Raw genomic sequence first — 22,404 nt, 5'->3', positions numbered from 1 at the left:
GCCGCTGCCCGCAGGTCAGGTCTCACATGAGGGACCCCAATTGAATTTCGTCCGGGCTGTGCAACCACCTGTCTCGGCGCCCGCGCTGCTCGGTCGGTTCAATGGCCTGACGAAATCGTTGGCATTATCAGCGACTTGTTAAGCTGATCGCGCTATAAGCACGCTGAAATTGACTGAGTCTACTCGCAGAGGCCTCCGGATGCTAGACGCCGACGATCGTACATTGATTGCGTCTTTGAGTGAGATTGCGGATTTTCAGCGAAAAACGGGTTCGGCTTGGTCGTACTCCGGTGATGCCGGCCGGACTGCAGCGCATGGCCTAATTCAGTATCCGGCCATGATGGTCCCTGCGATGCAGCGCGACATCCTAGCGTCTATGGTTCGCGCCGCGCCAAAGGCTAGGACGGTTCTTGACCCATTTGTGGGCTCCGGTACTGCTCTAACCGAGACACTTGCGGCGAGCCGCTCGTTTGTCGGCTACGACATCAATCCGCTGGCCATCTTGATTGCCAAGGTAAAAGCAAGCCCCCTTCACGCGGGCATGTATGCTGCAGCGGCGGAGAAGGTCCTTGCCTGGATAGCCGCCGACACTCGGAGCGACTACGCAGTAAGCTTTGTTAATCAGGGCAAATGGTTCAGGCGCTCGAATTCGATTGGGCTCTCGAGAATTCGTCGCGCTATCGAGAAGCTCGACAGTAAACAGTGTCGCCGCTTTATGTGGGTGGCGCTGGCTGAAACGATTAGGCGATGCAGCAATTCTCGTACGTCGACGTTCAAGCTTCATATCCGCCCAAGCGAAGATCTGGAGCGCTTGGACGCCGTGGCCGTTCCTATATTCACGTCTGTATTGAAAGCAAATGTTGAGCGCATGATCGCGGAGAAGGCGCGACTAAAAAAGCTTGGCGTTCTTGTGAATGGAAAGATGATCTCGACGGCAACGATAAAGCTTCAGAGCATATCGAAACCAGGACTGAATCGAAGCGATTCAATTGATCTCGTACTGACGTCCCCACCTTATGGCGATAATCGAACGACGGTGCCTTACGGGCAGTTTTCCTACCTGGCGCTTCGCTGGATTCCGCACGCCGATATCGACTCGTCTATCGATGAACCTCTACTGGATAGCACGCATTCATTGGATACGGCAAGTATGGGGGGCGGCCTTCGCTTGGACAACGCGGTGATCGAGGAGTTAAGCGAGAAATCTGCATCTTTCTCCAGGATGTATACGAAACTACAAGGTATTGATAAGCAAGCAGCCAAGCGGTGGACCGCTTACTGTCGTGATTTGTCACGCTCGTTGGAAAATATACTAGAGACCGTCAACTCGGGCGGATATCTTGCTTGGACAGTCGGACAGCGGCGAATTAGGTCGACCGACGCGCCGCTGGTTGCGGTGCTAGGCGAGCTTCATGACTATTATGGCGCGTATGAAGTAACGCAGCTAAAACGGGCTATTTCTTCAAAGCGCATGCCGACACACAATTCCATAGGTTCATTGATGCAGATCGAGCATGTGTGTTTCTACAGGAAACGACTGGCGTCATAAGGTTGACCTTCGGAGATTGAACTGTGGCTGATCACGATAGCTCGTTGGAGCTTCGAATTGACACGAGGGTCGTGCGGCAGCTCGGTGCTGAGTTGATCACTGACCCCGAGCAGGCCCTGCTCGAACTTGTAAAGAATTCGTATGATGCCGATGCAGATAGATGTCGCGTCCAAATAGATACCAGCGCAAAAGAGTATTTCGCGGCGGGTAAGAGAATAGAAGCGCCTCCCGTCGCAACTGATGACGTCTCCAATAATGGCGCGTCCGAAGCTCCGACTGCCCTTACCGGTCGAATTACTATTGAGGACGACGGACCTGGCATTACCCTAGAGGAAATCAAAGCTCGTTGGCTTCTAATCAGTGGATCGGAGAAGCGACCTGACTCGGGTATGGCCAAATCCTCGACCAAGAAAGGGCGCACTCCGCTTGGTGATAAGGGGATCGGCCGTCTTGGTACGATGCGATTGGGTGACTGCGTTCAGTTTGTATCGAGACCCAAAGGGAGTACGAAGGAAGCTAGCGGTGTGGAGTTCCAGTGGTCAGAGTTCGACGCCGCCAAGACCCTGAATGAAGTCCCGGTTCGGGAAGTCTCGGCAAGCCTTACAAAGGGTTTCTCCACCCGCGTCATGATCGAGGGATTGGAGGACGCTAATCACTGGAAGGCCGCCGATCAATCTGAGTTGCAAGCGCGGATCTCTCGCCTTATCTCGCCCTTTTCGAAGGAGCATCCGCTCCGAGTTTCAATATCCATTGACGGGCAAGAGCTAGAGCTGCAGCGTCTGAAGCAGGACCTTGACCTCTATTCGACGGGTCGTCATTCGTTTTCTTTGAAGCGCGTGATCGAAAAGGAAAAGCCCCGCGACACGTTAGAGCTTACCACCGAGATAACTGCAGACTTTTTCGGAGAGAAGTGGTCTGCCGACAACGAGAGCAATTTTTTTTCGAGATTCACAAAACGTTATCCAAAATTCGGACTGGCTCGCGTTGCGGACGATGCGACGCAAAAGCGGTGGATCTATCGCATCGTGCGCAATGTTGATTGTCGCGAAATCAAAGACTATCAGTCCGACAACTACCCGGGCGATTTTTCCGGAAGCATCTACTCTTTGAACTTTCGTATGTTGCCAAGCGCGGACGACGTTACTCAGAGCAGTGATCAACAGGTAGGCGCGACACCTCCGACCGGTTCATTGAAATCGCTGTTTCAAAAGCTGGCCGGCGTTTCGATTTACCGGGATGGATTCGGCGTTCGAATAGACCCGGATTGGCTGGATATGTCCGCTAATGTCACGTCGGGTGGAAGCTGGTACGGTCTCCGGAGAACGAATACGGTTGGCCATATCGACATAACCTCCCAAGGGAATGCGTCACTTGTTGAGAAGTCGGACCGTGAGGGTTTCGTCGATACCGCGCCATGGCGGCAGTTTCTGTTGCTAGCGAAGAAACTGAGGGACGAAATCAATGATATCTACGAAGCGTTGCGGCGGGGCTTCAACGATTCGCGCAAACAAAAGATCGAATCGGCGGAGAAGGCTCCAACTCCAGAAGGTGCCATCAGAGACCTCTCAATCCAAGCGAAGTTCGGGCAAGATGTCCGATCAACCTTACAATCCCAGCAAGCTGTTCTGGAGAAGGCGGCGGAGCTATTCTCCAACGCCAAAGGAATTAGTGCGAAAGAGGCCCAATCATTCAGGGACCAGACAAGGACTGCGCTGAAGGCGATCCAAGGATTTAGAAGGCAAGAGAACGTTGGAAGCGTTGATGCGTCTGTAGAACTGCTGAGAGAGGAAATCCAGGCGCTCCGATCGCAGGTCCGGACCGCTTATGATTTTATCGCCGCCGGTATGGCCGCGGAAACTCTAGCTCACGAAGTTCATCCACTATTAGATCGCGCCTCCGAACTGATTCTAAAATCGCAACGCTCTGTGCAGAAGTCAGGCCTTACCCAAGTTTCAAACGACCTGCAGGGGGCTCGCTCTTACGTGCGGCTCGTTGGGAAGCAGGTCTCGATTTTAAATCCAATGCTAAAAATCTATCGGGAGACTAAAGATACGGTCAAGCTCTCCGAGTTTCTTAAAGAATATGAAACGTATGTTGAGCGTCGGATGCGCGATGAGAATATCGCCCTTGCGGTAAATGTCGCCAAGCCTTTCACGGTTCATATTCCGCGCGGACGACTTATGCAGATCGTTGACAATCTTGTTCGGAATTCTGAGTATTGGTTGCAAGTGCCGGCCGCACAATCCACAGTGAAGGCGCCTGCAATTACGATCGAGGTCTCCAAGCCCACCATTTCTGTGTTCGATAACGGCATCGGCGTGAAGACGGAGATTGAAGACAGAATTTTTGGCATGTTCGTGAGCGACAAACCAAAAGATACGGGAAGAGGTCTCGGGCTGTTTATAACCAGAGAAATATTGCTGCGCTATGGATGTGACGTGTCTCTATCAGAGACGCGGAACGCCCATGGCAGGCGGTATCGGTTCGAGATCGATTTGGCATCAGTCACGCAGTAGAGCGATATGCGGCAATTATCTTCAGTCATCAAAGCTCTCGGTGTCGAGAGGGTCATTTGGATCGATGATATTTTTGCTTCTATTGCTGAAGCGGAGGCAGTTGACGTAGTCGCATTGGCCCATCGCATCGCAACAGAGGATATGTTTGGAGCCCTGGGCCTTGACGACATGGCATCAGAGGAAGAGCCGGTTACAGAATTGATCCGAATGTTCTCTGAGGATCAGGAACTCGCCAAACGCGCGGGCGATTTGGTCCGAACTAACGTTTCAGTGGATCTCGCAAATCGTGTCATGCAGAGCATGGGATGCGAAGCGGTGCCCAAGAGTGGGGCTGATTGGCAGGCTGCTTTAAAGAGGACGGAGGTGACGTATCAGAATACGCTATTCCTCGTCGATCGTGATTTTAAGCGGGAAGGTATTGATGACGAGCAATCGAACGCGATTCTGAAACAGACTGTCGCTGGTTTTCTGAAAGCTGACACTTCGAATTATTGCGTAGTGCTGACGAAAGAAGTCGGTATCGAACAGGAGGCCACTGCGCGAAAAGAGTTTTTGACGTCGATACTCGATGGAGAGCAGGATAAAAAGGATCTGATTCGCTTTTCGGTGATTTCCAAAAACGTCTTGGACAATGATGGCGAGGAAGTGCTTTCGAAGAGCCTCCGAGATAAGCTCGCCGGCGTTGTCCTCTATGCAATGCTGCAGAAGGTGGAAAGCTCTCTCGACGACAGTGTGATCGCGTTGAGAGACATAATCGTTACGGAATTCATCGACATCAACAAAGCTGTTTTGCAAAATTCTTATAAGGAAGGTGTGTCCGAGCTAGAAGTGCTGCTGCGAATTATCCAGCAGAAGCACCGGATTGAGCTAGCGAAGAGTCTAAAGACGGGAGAGGGCGATGGATTGCACGCGCTCCTTGCTAGATTTCGGTTGTTTCAGATCGATGGCGACAACGGCGTGGAGGTCAGTGATCACATAATAAGCGGCGAGCTTAGCCGCATTTGCCGCGCGGAAGTGATGACGGAAGGGCCTTTAGTAAACGATCTATCTCTCCCAATCGTGCCCGGGGATGTTTTCGCGGAGATCGAGACCGGTGAATCCGCTGATAAACCAAATGCAAATTGGAAGGGTGAACTAGAGCTAGATAAGGAGTATTGGATGCTGCTTGGGCAGCTTTGTGACCTGGTGCCACGGGGGGATACCGGCCTGTCTGCAACAAACATGGCGTTTCTCGTGCGGTTTACAGTCAAGGCAATCAAGAACCACGACAAAAGCCTTCAAAAAGGCCAACTCAACAACGGCAGAATGGGTTGGATGACGGTTGGCGACTTAGCCCTGCACTTTGACTTCCGAGAGGTTTTGTCGGCGAACGTGGCGGCGTTGCAGCTTTGCTCGTTCAATCGAAATGGGGCCGCGGTTCTATGGGAGGGCGATACTGGAGCCAACGTTTGGTCGCTTGCCTCGATGGCGAGGGCCAGGCAGTTAATGTTGAAGAGCTTTCTTGAGCATAAGAAGGTCCCCCAACAACTCCAATATTACGGTACGTCATTCTCTGAGGCGGATACTTCGAGGCAGCTGTCTATTAGGACAAAAAAGGGGAAGCGAATATTCAGCTATTCGATTCGCCGCGTCTGTCGCATTCGAGATGTTGAGGCCAGCGAAGCGCTAGGGGCGCTAGAGCGATACTGGCGTCGACCAGCAAAGCCAAACTACTTCGTGCATTGAAGAAAATCTAGTGAACCCGATCGGTCGTGGGCTCTCGATGAAGAAGCCTTGGCTTCCCTTCGTGGACCGGTCCTTGAAGTGCGAAAGCGCCGTACGGGCGTCAGCCTTGGTTCGCTCGCTCTACGTCGAGGCAGCAAGCCACCGTTCAACGTAGAGGTCGGCCGGAGTGACCTTTGCGGACGCCAACTGAAAGAAGTCAATGGCCTGCTTGGTGGCCGCCCGGGGGTCTGCAAAAGGCTCGTAGTCGTCACGGGTCCCGCCAGCTGCCAGATCGATTTCTTTGGCCCGGTCCGTGATCTGATACATGTGGTCATTGCGCCGCGCGGCATCGGCCCAGACAAATTCTTCCGGAGAGCCATGGCTTCCAAAAGGAGCGGGTCTTGATCCCCGGGTCGTGGGCAATGCGGTGAAGACGGCGCGGAACTAGGTCAATGAGTTCGTACGTGAAGTGGTGAAGGACAAGAACGTTGATCCAAGGCACGGCTGGCGCCATCGCTTCAAAAACCGTCGGCATCGATCAGGGCCTTGAGATGCGCGTGCTGGATGCCATTCGAGGGCACGCGCCGCGCAATGTGTCGGAGGGCTACGGAGACGTGACCATCAAGGCAAAGGCGAGCGCCATCGCGAATTTTCCCACCGTCGAAGTTGCATAAGGGTAAGCTTCCGAGGAGAGACGCCTTGCGGCGGGCTGGCCTGATGGTTGAGAACTGTACGTATGGACAGCCATACGATCAGTACGTTGAATCGACTGGAAGTGGTTGATACAGGCCGGCGGCGGCGTTGGTCTGAGGAAGAGAAGGCGCGAATTGTTTTGGAGAGCCTGTCCGAGCCGCGCCTAGTTGCGGCGACAGCCCGGCGATACGGCTTGTCGCGTTCTCTATTGGTGACTTGGCGAAGAGCCTTCGTGGCGACGCGGACCAAATCCGAGGCTGGCTTTGTCAGGGCAGTTGTGGCCGAGGGGGTACCCGCGGCGTCGGTGGCGGCGTCATCGGAGGGCGCGACCGCGGAGCGTCGGATCGAGATCGAGCTAACCGGCGGGCGGCGGGTCATTGTTGATGCGGGCGTTGACGTTGAGGCGCTTCGCCGGATCATCGAGATTTTGGATCCGCGATGATTCCGGTCCCTACAGGAGTTCGGGTGTGGCTGGCGACGGGCCACACCGACATGCGTAAAGGCTTCGCCTCATTGTCACTGCAGGTGCAAGAGGTGCTGCGCCGCGATCCGCTGAGTGGTCATTTGTTCTGCTTCCGCGGACGCAGAGGCGATCTATTGAAAGTGATCTGGCATGACGGCCAGGGAGCATGCCTGTTTACGAAGAAACTGGAGAGAGGTCGTTTTGTCTGGCCGTCGCTGGCGGACGGTGTGGTGTCGATCTCGCAGGCGCAGATGAGCTATCTGTTGTCCGGCATCGACTGGCGCAATCCCCAAGAGTCCTGGCGTCCAACCAGTCTAGGCTGAGACTTTGTTGTTTGAGTTTGGCCGCGAATGTGATTCCATCTGGCGATGGACTCCAGCGCCGACCTGCCGCCTGATCTTGCCGCCGCGCATGCAATGATCCTGGCCGAGCGCACGGCCAGACTTGCGGCGGAAGCCAGGCTTGCTGAAGCGGCCAATGCCCAGGCGAAGCAATCGGGCACCGAAGCGCTGATTGCCCATCTCAAGCTCGAGATCGAGAAGCTACGACGCACGATATATGGCGCGCGCTCCGAGCGGTCGGCGCGGCTGCTCGATCAGCTGGAGCTTGAGCTTGAGGAACTCGAGGCGGGCGCGACCGAGGATGAGCTCGCTGCCGAGAGGGCGGCCGGGAAGACGCAGACGGTGCGTTCGTTTGAGCGCAGGCGGCCGCTGCGCCAGCCCTTTCCCGATGATATCGAGCGGGAGCGCGTCGTGCTGCCGCCCCCGACGCAATGTCCCTGCTGCGGATCGGCCCGGCTGTCGAAGCTCGGCGAAAGCGTGACCTCGACGCTGGAGGAGATCCCACGCCGGTTCAAGGTGATCGACACAGTCCGGGAGAAGTTCAGTTGTCGGGATTGCGAGGCGATCACGCAGCCACCAGCGCCGTTCCATGCCACACCCCGTGGCTATATCGGACCCCAGCTTCTGGCGACGATCCTGTTCGACAAATTTGGTCAGCATCAGCCTCTAAATCGACAGAGCCAGCGCTTCAAATGTGAGGGGATCGCCCTGTCGGTCTCGACGCTGGCGGACCAGGTGGGCGCCGGAGCCTTTGCGGTCAGGCCGATCTTTGAACTGATCGAAGCCCATGTGCTCTCCGCCGACAGGCTCCACGGTGACGACACCAAGATACCGATCCTGGCGAAAGGGAAAGCAGATACCGGTCGGATTTGGACCTATGTTCGCGACGATCGGCCATTCGGCGGGCGAGATCCGCCGGCGGCGCTGTTCTACGCCTCACGTGATCGGCGCGGCGAACATCCCGCGCGGCATCTTCAGAACTTCGCCGGCATCCTGCAGGCCGATGCCTATAGCGGGTTCAACGCTCTCTTCGATCCCGGACGCAAGGCGTTGCCGGCCACGCCCGCCTTCTGTTGGGCACATGGCCGGAGGGCGTTCTTCGAACTTGCCGACATCGCCCAGAACGCCCGCCGCGGACGGTCGGCGACGGCGATCTCGCCCATTGCGTTGGAAGCGGTTCGTCGGATTGACCAATTGTTCGAGATCGAGCGCGACATCTATGGGCTAAGCGCTGCGGAGCGGCTACAGATCCGCCGGGAGAGAAGCGCGCCACTGCTGACCGACCTTGAGGCTTGGCTCCGGGCGGAATCTGCCCGGCTCTCACGTTCGTCCAACGTGATTAAGCCGATCAACTATCTGCTCAACCGTTGGGAGGGCTTTGCCCGCCTTGTCCACGACGGACGGATCTGCATGACAAACAATGCAGCGGAGCGAGCCTTGCGCGGTTTTGCTCTGGGAAGAAAGGCATGGTTGTTCGCCGGTTCTGATCGCGGCGCCGAGCGGGCTGCCGTGATGGCCACGCTTCTCATGACGGCGCGCCTCAACGACATCGATCCGAAAGCCTGGCTTGCCGACGTCTTGGCGCGCATCGCCGACATGCCGCAGAACCGCCTGCACGAGTTGCTGCCCTGGAACTGGACGCCTTCTGCGTCGAGGTCCTCCGCCCAGGCGGCGTAGCCATGCACGTCAACAAGGTTCACGCCGTCTTCACCATCGCTCGCGTCGCAAAAGACCTCGGCGAAGATGAGGACTGGCTCTGGGACGTGGCCAACGGAATGGACACAGAGGATGGCGTCATCTGGGTTTACGGCATAGGTGACGACCAGGTCATGGCGTTCACCGACTTCGGCATCGAAAACTTGACGGAGCTCATCAGGATGCACAAGGAAGACCCCGAACTCCTCAAGCGGTGGATTCGGTGAGCCCCTGTCCGCGGCCTAGCTCGGATGGATACGCATAAGGCGCCGTTAGCCGACAAAAACCATGCATTCTCCGTCCATCAAGCCGCCGCGAGGCTGGGTGGGTAGATATGCGGCTCACATGGGGGCAACCACGGGATTTCGCCCTCACAGGCGTCAGGGCTACGAAAAGTCGTTCGCATCCGACCGTGTCGATCGTCTCCGACACTTACAAATTGCTATTTTCCAAGCCACTTCCTTGAACTATGCTCAGTGGATGGATGTTGTAATTCTATTTCGTTACGCGATCTGTGCAAGATCATCGATCGCTAAGGGAATTATAATCCCGCTCGCTCGCTCCGTCAGTATCCTTGTAAAGGATGTCCCTGACGACAGATGGAGCGCCGGAGAGCGAGACGCATCAGTACTTTGGCAAGCAGAGAATCAATTCTTGAAGCACGTTAAGAAAGCTCATCTCGAAAGTGCGCTCGTTGAGTGGGAGGCCGTTGACTCGGAAGGGAAGAAGCTGAGCCGCTTCTGGTTCGATCACGTTGCGATGGGTTGAGGCTATTTCTTGATCGGTAGGAAACACTCGTACGAAGCGCAAACGACATTCGGAGTTGTTCCGATCGTATAGCGTAGGGGGTAAATAACGGGTCGCTGCGCCTCAAGCATATTTCTGACCTCGTCATCGGCACGCACAACCATGTCGTAGTGCGGTCTTCTTCCCGGAATATGAATGTTAAAGGGCTGCAGTTTTCCAGCCTGAGTCGTGATATTCGCCTCAAGCTTGAACATAGCGCCAACGTCTCTTGCACCTTTAATGAACGCATCATCCTGATCTTGGGAGTAGATTAGAGAAAATACCTCATTCAGCGCAATCGAATGGGCAATGGACTGCAAAATCAGGGCCTCTGCCTCAAATCGTTCGGGCCTTTCCGGGTGCCAGATTCCAGGCCGCCGGAGAGCGTGATGGTGAAGATTACCCCGCGTATCCACCAGAAGGGTGATCAATTCACGATCCCCTAAGGTGAGCAGCGGTACTAGTACGTTTTTTGGGAGGCGGCCCCGGTGCTTGCTGAGGGTTTCTCGCGTAACCTGCAGCGCCTCCTTTACCGATGATGCCTCTAACAGCTTTTCGACTACTACCTTTGGGTTGCTGAATCCTGGCGCGAATTGCGTTTCCAGGAAAAAGAAAAAATTGTAAAACGCATCAATAAACCGGTCGTTTCTCACGTCTTGAAGGCCCCGTCGGAGAAACGTCAGCGGCACTTCATAGTGAGAAGAACTGGCAGCGGTGAACACCGTCCTGGCGATAAAGTCGAATGTAAAGGGCGATTGATCTTCTACGTCCTTGTCCGTTGTGACGCTGTAAGAAAACAGGCCTAGTTTGGCCCTCTCGTCATCATTCTCTGGCTCCCAATTCACTTGGCGTTTGTTAAAGTCAATTGTGAACGTTCCGAGCAGGCACATCATGCCTTGAACGACCATTAGATAGTCAGTTACTTCTTCATTGTGGGCAGATTTGCCTACATCGACGTGAAGTTTGACGTTTGGATTATTCGAAGGCGAAACCTTTGGCAAAGACGCATCATCGTCAAGACGAACTGCAACAGAGACCGAACTGATAATCCCGTTTTCCTCGCCGAACTCTACCCGGAATTTGTCTACGAGTACTGGCCACCGATCGACCGCAGACAGCGTCGAACGCACTGGGTAGGTATAAATGACAATCATGAGCCTGCCGGCTAGCTGGTGTCAAAAACGGTTCTGTTTTGCCCGAAGGATTATAGCATGCCTTGTTCTGAGACCAAACCTCACTGAGGAGAGGGAGGCTGGAAGCAGACACCGGCTGGCTAACGGATCGCCCACGTCCGCTAAGGGGCACATGCGGGTGTCGCCAAACGTTACAAACGCCATCACCTTGATAGGATTCACGACGGTCTATGGAGGGCTGAGCATCGCGCTCTGGCGCGGACGGGAAGAAAGGCCCGCCGGTGTGATCAGCGGGCTGGCACCGATTTAACCTGCAGCCGCGAACAGGATCCAGGAGATAGCGACTCGAGTTACCGACTTGTCGGTTGCTTGCTTGATCTCGACGTCGAAACCCTTCTGGTCGGCGTGAGTGACCTCGACAAATAGGCTGGTCACTCCACGATCTCCCCCAATATGGAAACCGGTCAATGAGACCGTTACGACGGGTTTCGCGTTCCTGATGTCGCGACCGTAAGGAATGTTGAATTTGGTTTTGCCGGACGTATCGAAGTCAGCGGTGCCAGCTGCCAATGGGGCACCAAGAGAAACCATTGTCATAAACGCCTCTATCAATTAACACGGGAACAATTTCCAACGACAACTACAGCAGAGGACATCTGTCATTGCAACCCATCGTATGGCTAGAGGCTGGGCCGATACGCGATGCTGGGATGGGCCCCGAACGAAGGAATTACTGCCGCCGGGATGGAGGCTATGGGCCAAGCGGTCTCTCGCTCCAATGAGCAGAGAATTTCCGCACTGCTCCCGCAAACCGGAACGGATTTAGCTCGCTAGCGCGTGTTCGCATAGTCCGCTGCTGCCGCCTTGCAAGCCGCGATCTGGGCACAGGCCAGCACCGCGCCCTCCCGCAGGGCATTCTCATACGAATCGTCTGTGTGGTTCGCGTGAAGATAGGCCCCGAGCAAGGCCGCAGCGACCAAGACCGCGACGTAACGGGCCCGCTCCAAAATCAGCCGCGCTTTGGGGTTCTTCTGAATGCGAGGGACTGTCGCCAAGAATACGGCCGGTGTGCTCACAAGAAGGATGGCAACTTGGAGGCTGCCCGACTCGATGTCCAACCGCTTGAGAACCTGTTGTTCGAGCCAGAGGCAGAGCGCGATGAAGGCCCAGACGGTGGCCCAGTAGCTGGCCATGTCGAAGAGAACCTTGATTGGGTCGTCCTCAGATATCTTATTCCTCAGCTCTCGGTAGTCACATATTCGATGCACATGCGCCGCAACTTCGCACAATCGCCCAGCTGGAATTCGCCGAAAATCTCTACTCGAGCGAGGAATTTTTGCGTTTAGGGCCCCCGCGTGCGCGATGGCCGTCTCGCTAGGTCTGCAAGACTACATCGGAATTGGCCCAGCAGGCGGTAGGCACAGATCGGGAAAGGGTAGGCGGAAGCACGGGGTGCAGGGAGCTGAGGCAGACGATCGATCGAAGCAAAACGGTATTGGTTTTTCGGTTACTCGATCGATTCAACTAGAAAGCGCGCTGTGCTATCATCGCTCTTCAAGTTGGGGGGATTCTCCGATGTTGGACGCCACTACCACAGCACTTCTGCGTGAGATCCTCGAAACGGTCTGTGTAAACGTGCCTGGGAGTGATGGTGGCGTGCGGGCATATGTCGCCTCGAAGCTTCTGGAAGCCGCCAGCAAAGGTGAGAGTGAGCGCGAGCGTCTCGAGCAGATTGGCCTCGATGCGCTTCGACACGCGCCGAGCATGTGGCGGTAAGCGATTAGAGTGATGCCGTACGTCAGGTGAACATTCCAGGTCTCAGAGTTGACCGTCTCCGAGAAAAAAGGCGCTCCACGCAATCTTAGTTCAGACCGCTTACAAGAGGTCATTCCCTGAAAACATAGAGTGTGGCAGATTTAAAACTAGCCGTCCACCCAAGCGACCAGACTCCGTGCACTCGGTACACTTGGTGATCCTGTCAATGATGCGATATGGCGCCAGAAGATGGAACTTGTGAGAGTTACCAGAGTCTCAGCTCCGGCGTCCTGTCATCTTGCTTCCGTTCCGGCGATCACCGCTGCGATGAGGCCGGTACTCCCGCAAGACGCCGGTTTCCAACGAGTCGCAGCTGCCACAGACGTCGGCCCTTTCGGAAGGTTGAGCTTAACAGGAGCTTAGGCGCCAAATACTTCGACGTGGGACTTAGGTGCCGCTGCGTCAGTTCTGCATTCGTAAAAGACCTGGCTGACCGAGGAGAGGGCGGGCCGAGTGCTCGCGACGAAAGCTGCGGTGCAGATCGAAAGCGCTGTGTGAGGGTGGCTACGTCCCCTTAGGTTTGGAAGCTCGAGTTGCGGCGGCTCCAAGCGTTGTTGAGCTATGGTGCATTGACCGGTGGCATGGGCGCAGTTGGTCGCGGTGCGAAGTCAGTATGGAGCTGACCGCGTGCGGACATCATGATCGCAAAGGTCACTAGAAGAATGAAAAAGCCGCGCATTTGACGACATCAATCCGAAAGCCATTGAGCAACTACGAAACGTCATGCTCCGATGTTTCACAAGGGCCGCGGAGGGATAACTACGAATCCGCGGCTCGCGAGGCGCGAAAGCCGATAATGCATTATGCTGTAGTGCTGCCAAAGAACAGCAAACTCGCCCGTGAGAACGACGAAAACATGCATTCTGAACCGAGAAGGGAATGAATTTTGCATCGGAGTTAGACAAAAATGCTGTTCGGGGCGGGAAGCAGCAGCGGCTGTATTGCGTCTTTGGCGCAATCGAGGACGGCTCCACGCGCAATCACGACCTTGTTTCGGCTGACCGCTGTCGGCATCGCACTTTTCTGCTCTAGCTTGCTCGCATTTGCCTTGATTTAGAGCGCCGTAGCTGCAGCCAGGGAAGTCGCAGAGTTCTGCCTTCCGAGCGAGGCAACAAGCGGATCCCGGAATACTCGTGGTGGACACAGGTACTGCCTCCAAGACATGCCTGGACTGCTTCGGACACGACGAGAGCGCCGCCGCAATTTCGATTTGAGCTAGGGGGGCACCTCGATGGCAGCAGATCTTTGGAGCCGCAAGGAGCTGTTTGAGTATCCATGAAAAGATATTATTCTGATATTCGCGACGGCGGCCGATTCATGCGCGACGATGAAGGTGTGGAGCGACCCATATCAAGGCTGCGCGGGAAGGGGCGACCACTGCGATCTCCGAGATAGCCTGCGAATGGGCTGGAAGCAGGCCGCACCGCCCCGTGCACTTGAAGTTTGCGATCACCATGGCCCTGTCTTGCAGCTGGTGTTTCCAGCGGTCCAAGAAGAACGTGATGAACAACACGTTCCCATCAGTAGTGTTGATGCTGTTTCAACACGCGGCCGCCCCGATCTAAAGGACAAAGCAAGTCACGCACTCGTAGGCGTTACGTGTTCTGTAGTGAACTGCCGGAACTGGCAGCGCCAACGCGTTTTCTGCCGCCGCTCGTGTTGCGCTAGGAACCGAATTGGACGGGGCGAGACTGAAATTGACGAGTGGCTCGCGGCAAAGATAGCGACAAGAAAGTGCTGACTCGATCAGCAGAAAGACGCCGAATGATCGGCCATTTTCGCCGCTAATCGTCATCGACGCAATGTTAAGTTCTTCCTCCGCGACTGGCTGGGGAGCAACATGGTCAACGCGTTTCGCAACACGGTCATTGCTGTCACTTTTATCGCAAGCGCCAGCGTCAGCATTTTGTGGGATCTTGACGGCTACGTCGCATGTGGCCTTGCGATAGTAGTCTCATTCGCGGCCGGCTATTGCGTCGAGCGCGCCTTCATCAATCGGTCCCATAACGAGATGATCCACCTCTACGGTGCGGACTGGCATTCGGCAGAAGACCGACACGACGGTACATGATGGCCATTCCAGCTTGTCGGATGAGCGACCGTTGAGACACGTCGCACGGTTCACGCTGATCGACCTCTATACGGCACGCATGCCCCGCCACCCTAGGGCCTCGCTCCACGGGGCGCGGGTCTGAAACCCGTGCGCAATCAGTAGTTAAATGAAACGACTATTGCACGTTCCGTTCGTGATGTTGTACAGGAGACGAGCGGCGCGGGAAAGCTGGGATTACATCTGTGGCTTACGTGCGGCGTGCGACGCAGCGTATTCGGCCTGCGGTTATTGCTGTTCATTGGGGGCAGGCAAACTTCGGCCGCTGAGATTTGATCAAGGTCAACTCGTAGCTTACACCTCCGCCTTGTGAGGCGCGTGCAGTCATCAACGCCAGGGCCAGCTTGCGCGAAGCAATGCCCCTCTGGTTGTTGCACGGCCGCGACGGTGCACTGATTTTCGCCCGCAAGAAGGTTGGCCAGACCATTGCCGGAATGGGTGGCCTGAAACTTGCCGATGCCGGCCATGTAGGGTTCTCGCGGATGGACCGCTACTTGCAGCCGACCAAGACGAAATAGCCTATTGAAGGACGGAAAGCCCATTTCAGACTTCAGGGAGATCACGATGGCTGGCGATGCAGACGACAAGACCAATGAAAGACCTGAAATGCTTCAGGGGCTTGCGCCCGTCGACGCCAAGCTGCTGCAGGAATTTCTCAAGGAGATGGACGAGAACGTGATTCCCGACATCGTCAAAGCCGTCGAGGAGAGGCGTCTGCAGGCAGCTGAAAGCCGCCAATGGCAGCTCAAATGCTGACGTAGCGACTTACCTGAGTGATTTTTTCAGCCGTTCGCAGGGTGTGCGGACGAATGCTTCAACTGCCTCGCCGGCCTCGCGTCCAGGGCCGGATCAGCCCGCAAGAGGCTGGAAATTTGCGCCATCGGTTCCGGCTGGCTCGCGCGATAGGGCCCGTTGACAAAATCTGAGGGGTTAGGCCCAGCCCAGGCGGACAGCGCCGCGAGGCTGGGGCATCGGCACGCCGTCCCTACGCCATCCGCGTCAGGGTTCGCCGACGATCAATACGATCTTCAGATTCGGATGTTTGGCCGCGTAGTCCAGGAGACCTTGTCGCGCGCCCACATTGCGGTGGTCGGCCTCGGCGGGATCGGTAGCCTCTTGTGGAATATTTGGCCCGCCTAAGCGTTGGCTATTTCACGCTGGTTGACGAGGATGCGGTTCAAGCGTCCAACCTCTCACGATTGATCGGAGCATCGCAATCCCATGCAGAAAATCGAACGCCCAAGGTTCAGTTAGCACGGCGTTTGATTCAGTAAGCCAACCCATCCGCGCATATTGTCCACTTCAATGCTGATGTGGCGAAAGCTTCAGTCGCGGACCGCCTCAAAGGCTGCGACTACGTCTTCCTTGCGGCGGACTCGATGCGGGCACGCCTGGTCGTGAACGCGTTGGTCCACCAATATCTCATTCCAGCCGTTCAGCTGGGCTCAAAAGTCCGGGCCGATGAGCAGGGGCAAGTCATCGATGCATTCAGTGCTATTCGACCTCTTCGTCCTGGTGTGGGTTGTCTTTGGTGCAATCAGCTGATCGATCCCAATCTCCTCGCGAAAGAGGCCAAGACTGATGCGGAACGAAGGCCCAAGCCTATGGCATTGAGGAGCCAAATCCCAGCGTGATCAGTCTTAATGCGGTCTCCTCAGAGCATGCGGTGAATGACTTTCTCATGGATTACCTGGGGCTTACGAGCTGATCGCCCGTTGCGCTACCAGCATATCACTGCCCTGGCAGGAAAGTTGCAGCTGGTCGAACCGCGCCAAGATGTTGATTGTCCGGAACTGCGTTGGTTACAATCTAGGTCAAGAGGACGGGCCGGGTGTTAGCCTTCACTACAGGGCAGATCTACGCCATCACCTCGCGCGAACCGCATCCCGCCTTTCGAGCATAAGGCATGCCTCTCGGGAAAGCCGCTTCGCTTTTCGGATATCTGCGGGGCGATCGAGCGCTTGCGGTAATCGGATAGCGCCTTGAGCCCATCCTTTGGCGGGGCCCAGCGCGGAGATCGTTAGAGCATGCGCACATCTGCTCACTTGAACTGAGGGGACAATCGCCTCCCTCGAGGATCATCGCGACGATGGCGACAAGAGTTCGAGGCAATGGTTGCAGGGTTGCCTCAGGAAATCATTCGCTGATCTCCGGAGAGTTAGATTACGAGCTGGAGCGGTGGATTGCTGGCGCGACCCTCGCGCACGAGACAACGCATTGGACGCGCGATGAGAAGCGTCTCAATCGCGAATCTGGCTGCAGGCGCTTCGGCGAGTATGCGGTGGAAGAACTTGTCGCCGAACTCGGGGCCGCGTTCCCTTCGGCTGATCTCGAACTGACACCGGAGGTGAGGGACGCCGCCTAGTCGGATTGTGGATTAAGGTGATGAAGAACGACAAGCGCGCCATATTCACCGCTTCATCGCACGCGCAGCGCGCCCCGGCCGATTACCTGAATGGCTTGCAGCCGAATACCGACGAGCGGCGAGGGGAGACCGAAGCCGCCTGATTGTGGATGCCAATCCCGATAAAAAAACCGGCGAGCGTCACCGCTCGCCGGTTTTGATTTTCGTTCACGTGCACGCGACGTGGAAGGCTGAAGTGTTAGTGCGTGTAGCCCTTCACAAGCACCGGGCTCTCATTCAGAAAATCATCCGACTTCAGGCGGTTCAAGTCATAGTCGGACTGGGCAACGATGATCGGGCTCTGCACGAGGTCCGTGTCTGAGATGCTCCGGTCGATGCCGACAAGATGGCCGGCCCACACCGAACCATCCTTCGAACGCAGGAGGCTCAACTCGCCCATCACGACGCCCTTTTCGTTGCGATAGGTCAGCATGGCGCGCTTTCCGTCCGAACGGCCCGTGAGGTACCACCAGCGCGGATCGGGTTTGCCGTCCTCCGAATAGCCATGGAAGCGGCCACGAACCACGCCGGCACTATCGAGGTTCGAGATGCGGAATTCATACTTAAACTTGGTGGTCGTGTTGATTTTGCCCTGGCCGGGGGGCTGTTCGCCCGGCTCGTTCGTAAACGCCGCCATATCCTGACGCAGATACAGGTATTCGGCGGCCGGATCCACCCACTGCGGCGCGTGGGTGGCCGCGACCTGCTGAATGCCACCGGCCAAGACACCCGCGATGCCAAGCGTCTTCGCCAACACCAGCCCCCTGCGGACCGACGGATTGCGGATGAGCTGGCTTGCACCCGACTTCGCCCAGGCAAGCAACTGCTTGAGCGGCGAAACCGTCGCCGCCGCTTGGGCGGCGGCCGAAGCTTCGGCGATCTCGGGAGTGGCGACTGCCGCATCGCCAGAAGCGGTCACGACGGCGGCATGCGAGATGCGCGACGTAACTTCGACCGGCGCGATCACAGCGGCATCGTGCGAGATCCGCGCGGCTGTATCGTCCGTTGCGGTCGCCGCTGTGTCGCGGGAGATACGCGCGACAGCATCGTCGGACTGCGGCGCCGCGGCATCACGGGACAGCGGCACGACCACGGCATCCATTGCCGCGGCGTCATGCGAGATGCGCGCGCTGGCATCACCCGGCGCGCGCGCCGCAGCATCGTGCGAAATCCGCGCGACTGGCGGGGTAGTGTTGGGGGAGAGTGACGCCGGCGCGTCATGCGAGATGCGTGCGGTAGAAGACTTATTCCCAAGCTTGGCCATGGCCAATCCTATTAGGGCGGTGTTGAACCTCATACCGCTGCCCTCGACGCGTATGAGGACCACGCGCCAAGGTTAAAGGATCGATTCTGAACGCAAGCTGTCCGCATCCTTAACGTGTGGTAATGATGCGCTAGGCAGACACGCGGATTTCCGGCGGCAAGTCATTGATCCAGAGGCATCAAAGCCCTTGTGGTAAAGCCCGTGGAGGTAGTGAGCGCCATTGTGTCGCATGCCACCAGGCTACCGGCCACCGCAGTAATTGGCGCAGGCAATGAGAGCGTTGGTATCGGCTTACGTCATCATGATGCGAACCCGCTGCTATCGCGCCACCGCGCAGAAGCTCCGATTCTCCATAAGAGCGCGGCGATGCCGTTCCTTATCGTCTCAAACCAAATGGACCGGCTGATCCGGCCGGCCGACCCGCGACGTTTATAGGAATCGTGGCTGCCAAGGACCTCGTACCGGCTGCCGCCGGCGTGGCCGAATCGACGAAATTCCTGCAGCTGGACTTTGTGCGGTCGTTGCGTAATGCATGTTCGGAGCCAGGCGATCCGCTGGCGGGCCCGCAGCGGGCGCGAGTGGCGCAATGCCGCCTGGATCCCCGGTTAGATGATCTACGGTCAGCGGCAGGTCAATGGGCAGTTCCGCTCTTACGCGGCGGCCCTGGACATCATCGCGCACGAATTGCTGCATGGCTTGACCGGTTCAACCGCGCGTTTGAATTTCGATTTCAGTCGGGCGCGTTGAACGAAACCTACTCGGACATCTTTGGGATCATTGTTTCCAACCGCCACATCCCAAACATCGACAATTGGAATTGGGAGATGGGTGAGGATCTCACCGAAACCGGGCTGCCAATTCGCGATTTTCGTGAGCCGACCCGGTTCAACCAGCCCGCTCATAGGGACGACTATCTCGGTGTTTCGATCGACGAGGATCACGGTGGAGTGCACACCAACAGCGGCATTCGCAACAAGGCGGCGTTCAACATTCTGACCGCAAGGACCGGCGGCAAGCAGCTATCCACCCCTGTCGAGGTGGCACGGCTTTTCTACACGACGCTCGTGAATCATCCAACTCGCACCTCCGAGTTCATCGACAGCAGGAGAGGGGCGATATTGGCGACAAGGTCGCTGTTCCAGTCCGATCGGCACCGCGATCAAAAGGTGAAAGCCGTCCAGACCGCATTTGACGACGTCGGCATTGTCGATGCGGGCGTAGGGGTTTGAACTTCCTCACTGCCACAGGCTCAACGGAACTGAATTCTGCGCTCTCGCGGAAATCGCATTCGAGTGTGGCTTAGCTGGTTGGAATGCCAAGCGCATGTCGCCCGGCGCTATCCAGCACTACGACTTCATTCGTCGTGAGCGGGCCGCGAAGCCGCTCCTCGATCGTGATGGTCGTCGGAGCAGGCGGAGTCCCATCCGGCTGCTCAAGGACGATCTCATAGACCTGGGCGTCTGCGGTGGCCTGAATGATGCTGAACCAGGCCGATGCGCTGCCATCAGGTAGCAAAACATCGCAACTAAGGGTGAAGCGGTCCGGTCCTGTCAGGGCGAGATCGAAATTCGAGCCGGCCGGCTTGATCAACCGCCCGAAGCCGGTCGTCTTCCAACGCGTGAACAAGTCGATCCATTCCTTCGGCCAGGGCCCCCCATGTGACTTCGGCGGCATCGGACTTGCCGCGTTCAGGAAGTCAAGGACGTCCTGATGCTTGTTTTTCAAGTCGTCGTAACTCGACAAGTCCACGCGCTTTGCGGGTGGCAGCCGCAACATGTGTATCGCGTCAAGCGCGCGAAACATCGGCAGGATGTGCAGCTCGAATAGCGGGCGTCGGTCAGCCATCATCGCTCTTCCAGTGACAGAGTGCCCCAGAGTGGCCGCTGTGCGATCCGCTCGTTGGCGCTTGCGCGCGCACTTTCGAATTGACTATCAGAAGCCGGCTTAGCGTCGCTGATCAGCGTGACGGTGAACTCGTTCCCGAGCGCTGTGACGGCGTTGGTAATGTCAAAGTTCACATTCGTGGGATGATGCGCGTGACCGTGCCCTTTCCAGACTGTCGCGGAGTCAGCGAGATAGCGCTGGCGCTCCTGCTCGCCGAGCGTCGAGATGTTTACAGCGGGCGGATGCACATAGGCGCGAATCGCATAGGTCGTGTCCGGCAGAACCGCAACGTCGCGGACACGCAAGATTCGCCGCCTCTCGCCTGCAACGCGCACTGCGCCCGTCGTCGTCATGCGCGGGCCAGCTTGCACCGACTCGAGATCCCGCTGTGTGCGGGCGGCGCTCGCGACGGGTACGGCAGGCGCATCGATCGAGAAGTCATACTGGTAACCGTAGGCGAAGCCGACCGGCATTGTCGCGGTCTGAGCGGTGTCCGCCATCACCGGAGTGAACGGTTCGACCCAGATTTTGGTGTTCGGCGTCGTGAATGGTTGTGGAGACGTTGCACTGGTGTGCACACGCTGCCAGCGCGCCCAAATGAGGTCGATATATGCATGGAACGACCAGTAGATCGGATCGCGAGATGCGCTCTCCGGATTTCCCATCGTGGGGCCGATGTCGCCGTGGATGGTGTTGTGTGGCCCCTTCTCCACCCATCCATAGCTGCCGCCCGATCCATCCGGAGCAAGCGGCTCACCTGCGAACAGGAGCCAATCCGTTTCCTGCACCATCTTGATTCTAATTTCGTCCGCATCCCACTGGATACGACGAGTCAAAGGCGTAACCGCGTGCGCGCGGCCGTCATGGAATAGCGGCGAGGTCCTGTCCTCGAAGGCCGTCGGAAAACGCATCCCCGACGCTGGCTTCGTCCAGTCCCAAAACGGCAGGCTTACGTCGGCGGTGCGCGGAGGATCCGCAGCGCGCAACAGTGCCTCGAAGCCAGCGAGATGCGCCCGATGCCAGGGAAAGAAAAGCTCGTTGCGGTGCTCACAAGCGCCGATAGATCCGTCTGGACGGACCCGCTCAAAATCATTGTGCAGAGCTGCCTGCCACACGTAGCCATCCTTGGCTGTGGCTGACGCGAGCCCACGTTGGACAATAATTTTGAATGCGTGCTTGTAGTTGTCGAGCTCCGTCGGCGTGAGGTCATCGATGTTCTTGCGCTGCGGCATCGCGGCGAAGGCCGGCGTACTTCCGAGGCCGACAGGAAGCAGGGCTGCAACGCCCGCCTGGCAGGTCGTTCTGAGAAGGTTGCGCCGCGTCAATCTGCCATTGTCGTCCCGCATCTCAGCCTCCGCAGTTAATCGCTATGCAACATTTGTCACTTCAGGAGTTTGCGCAACGTCGGATAGAACTGCACCCAGACGTTATCCATGCTGGCATGCTGCCGGTGACAGCTCTCGCAGACCTGATCGGGAAATGCCGGTGCGAACTCGCGAATGTTGGACGACCGTTGTTGGTCGCTGAAATCGTAGTAAGCCCATGGCGTCGTCTGGCCGTCGGGACGCGCCGAATTCTTGACAGCAACCTCCAACCCGCGCCGTTCACCGTTGAAAACCCCGCTCGACAGTACGCCGTCCGACTCCTTGCTTGCGGCGCTAAAAACTTCCATCACGAGTATCGTCGGCTCCGGGAAAGTCCTGGTTCTCCGGAAATGCTCATAAGCCTCCGGATTGATGTAGACGTTATGGAAGAGTTGAGGGGCGGCGCGCGCGGCTTCGACGGAGGTCATAGTCGGAAGCTCCTCCTTATAGGCAAGACCCAAGTTGGAGCCGACAAAAACCCAACCCTCGAAATCGATCGGCGCTTTCAGCCTGCCGTCGGGGCCGTATTCTGGTTTCGTAGCTGACTGGCCTACAGCGGAAGAAGACGATGCAAGCCATGTAACGGCGAAAACCAAAAAGATATGGATGGAGCGACGATGGCGCATGACCGCATTTACCACCAGCAGCATGTAAAACATTGCTCACCCCCTTCCGGTATCCTT

The 22,404-nt window shown here is 56.9% G+C and carries 23 protein-coding genes and 1 pseudogene; 16 read left to right on the top strand and 8 right to left on the bottom strand.

Annotation, left to right across the window (positions count from 1 at the left end):
* Positions 1–199: 199 nt before the first annotated feature.
* Genes XI04_RS03620 through XI04_RS03610 form a run of 3 tightly spaced genes read left to right on the top strand, consistent with a single transcriptional unit; the run spans position 200 to position 5,790 of the window.
* Positions 200–1,549 (top strand): DNA methyltransferase, encoded by a 1,350-nt coding sequence (locus tag XI04_RS03620; protein ID WP_271623464.1) that lies wholly within the window; start codon positions 200–202, stop codon positions 1,547–1,549.
* Between the two features lie 23 nt (positions 1,550–1,572).
* Positions 1,573–4,065, top strand: coding sequence for an ATP-binding protein (locus XI04_RS03615; protein WP_271623463.1), 2,493 nt, complete (start codon positions 1,573–1,575; stop codon positions 4,063–4,065).
* Between the two features lie 6 nt (positions 4,066–4,071).
* The gene (locus XI04_RS03610; RefSeq protein WP_271623462.1) at positions 4,072–5,790 is read left to right on the top strand and encodes a hypothetical protein; all 1,719 of its coding nucleotides are present in this window, start codon (positions 4,072–4,074) and stop codon (positions 5,788–5,790) included.
* A 120-nt stretch (positions 5,791–5,910) separates the two neighbouring features.
* Here XI04_RS03610 and XI04_RS03605 read toward each other — a convergent pair whose 3' ends face one another.
* Complete coding sequence (locus tag XI04_RS03605; protein WP_271623461.1) at positions 5,911–6,096, bottom strand: hypothetical protein; 186 nt, start codon at positions 6,094–6,096, stop codon at positions 5,911–5,913.
* Between the two features lie 161 nt (positions 6,097–6,257).
* Here XI04_RS03605 and XI04_RS03600 point away from each other — a divergent pair, with 161 nt between their 5' ends.
* From XI04_RS03600 to XI04_RS03580, 5 genes are all read left to right on the top strand, one after another.
* Positions 6,258–6,443 carry a hypothetical protein gene (locus tag XI04_RS03600; RefSeq protein WP_271623460.1) on the top strand — a complete coding sequence of 62 codons (186 nt, stop codon included), beginning with the start codon at positions 6,258–6,260 and terminating at the stop codon, positions 6,441–6,443.
* A gap of 62 nt (positions 6,444–6,505) precedes the next feature.
* Entirely contained in the window at positions 6,506–6,904 is a 399-nt protein-coding gene (gene tnpA / locus XI04_RS03595) for an IS66-like element accessory protein TnpA (protein WP_271623459.1), read from the top strand.
* Between the two features lie 23 nt (positions 6,905–6,927).
* Positions 6,928–7,248, top strand: a complete 321-nt coding sequence (tnpB, locus tag XI04_RS03590; protein ID WP_442869382.1) for an IS66 family insertion sequence element accessory protein TnpB — start codon at positions 6,928–6,930, stop codon at positions 7,246–7,248.
* Between the two features lie 45 nt (positions 7,249–7,293).
* On the top strand, positions 7,294–8,943 hold the full coding sequence (gene tnpC / locus XI04_RS03585) for an IS66 family transposase (protein ID WP_442869381.1): 1,650 nt from the start codon (positions 7,294–7,296) through the stop codon (positions 8,941–8,943).
* A 2-nt stretch (positions 8,944–8,945) separates the two neighbouring features.
* Positions 8,946–9,188 (top strand): hypothetical protein, encoded by a 243-nt coding sequence (locus XI04_RS03580; RefSeq protein WP_271623457.1) that lies wholly within the window; start codon positions 8,946–8,948, stop codon positions 9,186–9,188.
* 543 nt (positions 9,189–9,731) lie between these two features.
* Here the strand turns inward: XI04_RS03580 and XI04_RS03575 are convergent.
* The 3 genes from XI04_RS03575 to XI04_RS03565 all read right to left on the bottom strand — a co-directional run bounded on the left by XI04_RS03575 (position 9,732) and on the right by XI04_RS03565 (position 12,073).
* Positions 9,732–10,901 (bottom strand): hypothetical protein, encoded by a 1,170-nt coding sequence (locus XI04_RS03575; RefSeq protein WP_271623456.1) that lies wholly within the window; start codon positions 10,899–10,901, stop codon positions 9,732–9,734.
* Positions 10,902–11,186: 285 nt separating this feature from the next.
* Positions 11,187–11,477 carry an H-type lectin domain-containing protein gene (locus XI04_RS03570; RefSeq protein WP_271595960.1) on the bottom strand — a complete coding sequence of 97 codons (291 nt, stop codon included), beginning with the start codon at positions 11,475–11,477 and terminating at the stop codon, positions 11,187–11,189.
* A gap of 233 nt (positions 11,478–11,710) precedes the next feature.
* Positions 11,711–12,073: a hypothetical protein gene (locus tag XI04_RS03565; RefSeq protein WP_271623455.1), complete on the bottom strand. Its 363-nt coding sequence runs from the start codon at positions 12,071–12,073 to the stop codon at positions 11,711–11,713.
* A gap of 382 nt (positions 12,074–12,455) precedes the next feature.
* Here XI04_RS03565 and XI04_RS03560 point away from each other — a divergent pair, with 382 nt between their 5' ends.
* From XI04_RS03560 to XI04_RS38760, 7 genes and pseudogenes are all read left to right on the top strand, one after another.
* The gene (locus XI04_RS03560) at positions 12,456–12,656 is read left to right on the top strand and encodes a hypothetical protein (protein WP_271595958.1); all 201 of its coding nucleotides are present in this window, start codon (positions 12,456–12,458) and stop codon (positions 12,654–12,656) included.
* Positions 12,657–14,535: 1,879 nt separating this feature from the next.
* A complete protein-coding gene (locus tag XI04_RS03555; RefSeq protein ID WP_271623454.1) occupies positions 14,536–14,766 on the top strand; it encodes a hypothetical protein in 231 nt (76 codons plus the stop codon).
* 383 nt (positions 14,767–15,149) lie between these two features.
* Positions 15,150–15,323, top strand: coding sequence for a hypothetical protein (locus XI04_RS03550; RefSeq protein ID WP_271595956.1), 174 nt, complete (start codon positions 15,150–15,152; stop codon positions 15,321–15,323).
* Positions 15,324–15,327: 4 nt separating this feature from the next.
* On the top strand, positions 15,328–15,561 hold the full coding sequence (locus XI04_RS03545) for a hypothetical protein (protein ID WP_271595955.1): 234 nt from the start codon (positions 15,328–15,330) through the stop codon (positions 15,559–15,561).
* 362 nt (positions 15,562–15,923) lie between these two features.
* Positions 15,924–16,439, top strand: a pseudogene (locus XI04_RS38770) (ThiF family adenylyltransferase).
* A 455-nt stretch (positions 16,440–16,894) separates the two neighbouring features.
* The gene (locus XI04_RS38765; RefSeq protein ID WP_442869380.1) at positions 16,895–17,170 is read left to right on the top strand and encodes a zincin-like metallopeptidase domain-containing protein; all 276 of its coding nucleotides are present in this window, start codon (positions 16,895–16,897) and stop codon (positions 17,168–17,170) included.
* A gap of 20 nt (positions 17,171–17,190) precedes the next feature.
* Positions 17,191–17,313: a hypothetical protein gene (locus tag XI04_RS38760; protein WP_442869379.1), complete on the top strand. Its 123-nt coding sequence runs from the start codon at positions 17,191–17,193 to the stop codon at positions 17,311–17,313.
* Positions 17,314–17,408: 95 nt separating this feature from the next.
* Here the strand turns inward: XI04_RS38760 and XI04_RS03535 are convergent, their stop codons facing one another.
* A complete protein-coding gene (locus tag XI04_RS03535; RefSeq protein WP_271623453.1) occupies positions 17,409–18,473 on the bottom strand; it encodes a hypothetical protein in 1,065 nt (354 codons plus the stop codon).
* Positions 18,474–18,913: 440 nt separating this feature from the next.
* Between XI04_RS03535 and XI04_RS03530 the strand changes: the two genes are divergently transcribed.
* A complete protein-coding gene (locus tag XI04_RS03530; protein ID WP_271623452.1) occupies positions 18,914–19,702 on the top strand; it encodes a M4 family metallopeptidase in 789 nt (262 codons plus the stop codon).
* A 70-nt stretch (positions 19,703–19,772) separates the two neighbouring features.
* Here the strand turns inward: XI04_RS03530 and XI04_RS03525 are convergent, their stop codons facing one another.
* Genes XI04_RS03525 through XI04_RS03515 form a run of 3 tightly spaced genes read right to left on the bottom strand, consistent with a single transcriptional unit; the run spans position 19,773 to position 22,380 of the window.
* A complete protein-coding gene (locus tag XI04_RS03525) occupies positions 19,773–20,321 on the bottom strand; it encodes a hypothetical protein (protein ID WP_271623451.1) in 549 nt (182 codons plus the stop codon).
* Entirely contained in the window at positions 20,318–21,703 is a 1,386-nt protein-coding gene (locus XI04_RS03520) for a tyrosinase family protein (protein ID WP_271623450.1), read from the bottom strand. Before XI04_RS03520 ends, XI04_RS03525 begins: the two co-directional genes overlap by 4 nt.
* Before the next feature lie 35 nt (positions 21,704–21,738).
* Positions 21,739–22,380 (bottom strand): cytochrome P460 family protein, encoded by a 642-nt coding sequence (locus XI04_RS03515; RefSeq protein ID WP_271623449.1) that lies wholly within the window; start codon positions 22,378–22,380, stop codon positions 21,739–21,741.
* Between the last annotated feature and the right edge of the window lie 24 nt (positions 22,381–22,404).

The sequence above is a fragment of the Bradyrhizobium sp. CCBAU 11430 genome (assembly GCF_028128855.1).
Lineage (GTDB): Bacteria > Pseudomonadota > Alphaproteobacteria > Rhizobiales > Xanthobacteraceae > Bradyrhizobium > Bradyrhizobium ottawaense.
The sequence above is the reverse complement of the archived record's forward strand: the minus strand, read 5'-3'. Positions and strand labels throughout refer to the sequence as shown.

Coding starts and splice junctions, on each gene's coding strand:
- XI04_RS03565 (WP_271623455.1), bottom strand. CDS start 12,073: ATGGCCAGCTACTGGGCCACCGTCTGGGCCTTCATCGCGCTCTGCCTC.
- XI04_RS03520 (WP_271623450.1), bottom strand. CDS start 21,703: ATGCGGGACGACAATGGCAGATTGACGCGGCGCAACCTTCTCAGAACG.
- tnpC (WP_442869381.1), top strand. CDS start 7,294: ATGGACTCCAGCGCCGACCTGCCGCCTGATCTTGCCGCCGCGCATGCA.
- XI04_RS03525 (WP_271623451.1), bottom strand. CDS start 20,321: ATGATGGCTGACCGACGCCCGCTATTCGAGCTGCACATCCTGCCGATG.
- XI04_RS03605 (WP_271623461.1), bottom strand. CDS start 6,096: ATGTATCAGATCACGGACCGGGCCAAAGAAATCGATCTGGCAGCTGGC.
- XI04_RS38760 (WP_442869379.1), top strand. CDS start 17,191: ATGAAGAACGACAAGCGCGCCATATTCACCGCTTCATCGCACGCGCAG.
- XI04_RS38765 (WP_442869380.1), top strand. CDS start 16,895: ATGGCGACAAGAGTTCGAGGCAATGGTTGCAGGGTTGCCTCAGGAAAT.
- XI04_RS03555 (WP_271623454.1), top strand. CDS start 14,536: ATGGTCAACGCGTTTCGCAACACGGTCATTGCTGTCACTTTTATCGCA.
- XI04_RS03610 (WP_271623462.1), top strand. CDS start 4,072: ATGCGGCAATTATCTTCAGTCATCAAAGCTCTCGGTGTCGAGAGGGTC.
- XI04_RS03560 (WP_271595958.1), top strand. CDS start 12,456: ATGTTGGACGCCACTACCACAGCACTTCTGCGTGAGATCCTCGAAACG.
- XI04_RS03535 (WP_271623453.1), bottom strand. CDS start 18,473: ATGGCCAAGCTTGGGAATAAGTCTTCTACCGCACGCATCTCGCATGAC.
- XI04_RS03575 (WP_271623456.1), bottom strand. CDS start 10,901: ATGATTGTCATTTATACCTACCCAGTGCGTTCGACGCTGTCTGCGGTC.
- XI04_RS03515 (WP_271623449.1), bottom strand. CDS start 22,380: ATGTTTTACATGCTGCTGGTGGTAAATGCGGTCATGCGCCATCGTCGC.
- XI04_RS03570 (WP_271595960.1), bottom strand. CDS start 11,477: ATGACAATGGTTTCTCTTGGTGCCCCATTGGCAGCTGGCACCGCTGAC.
- tnpA (WP_271623459.1), top strand. CDS start 6,506: ATGGACAGCCATACGATCAGTACGTTGAATCGACTGGAAGTGGTTGAT.
- XI04_RS03580 (WP_271623457.1), top strand. CDS start 8,946: ATGCACGTCAACAAGGTTCACGCCGTCTTCACCATCGCTCGCGTCGCA.
- XI04_RS03620 (WP_271623464.1), top strand. CDS start 200: ATGCTAGACGCCGACGATCGTACATTGATTGCGTCTTTGAGTGAGATT.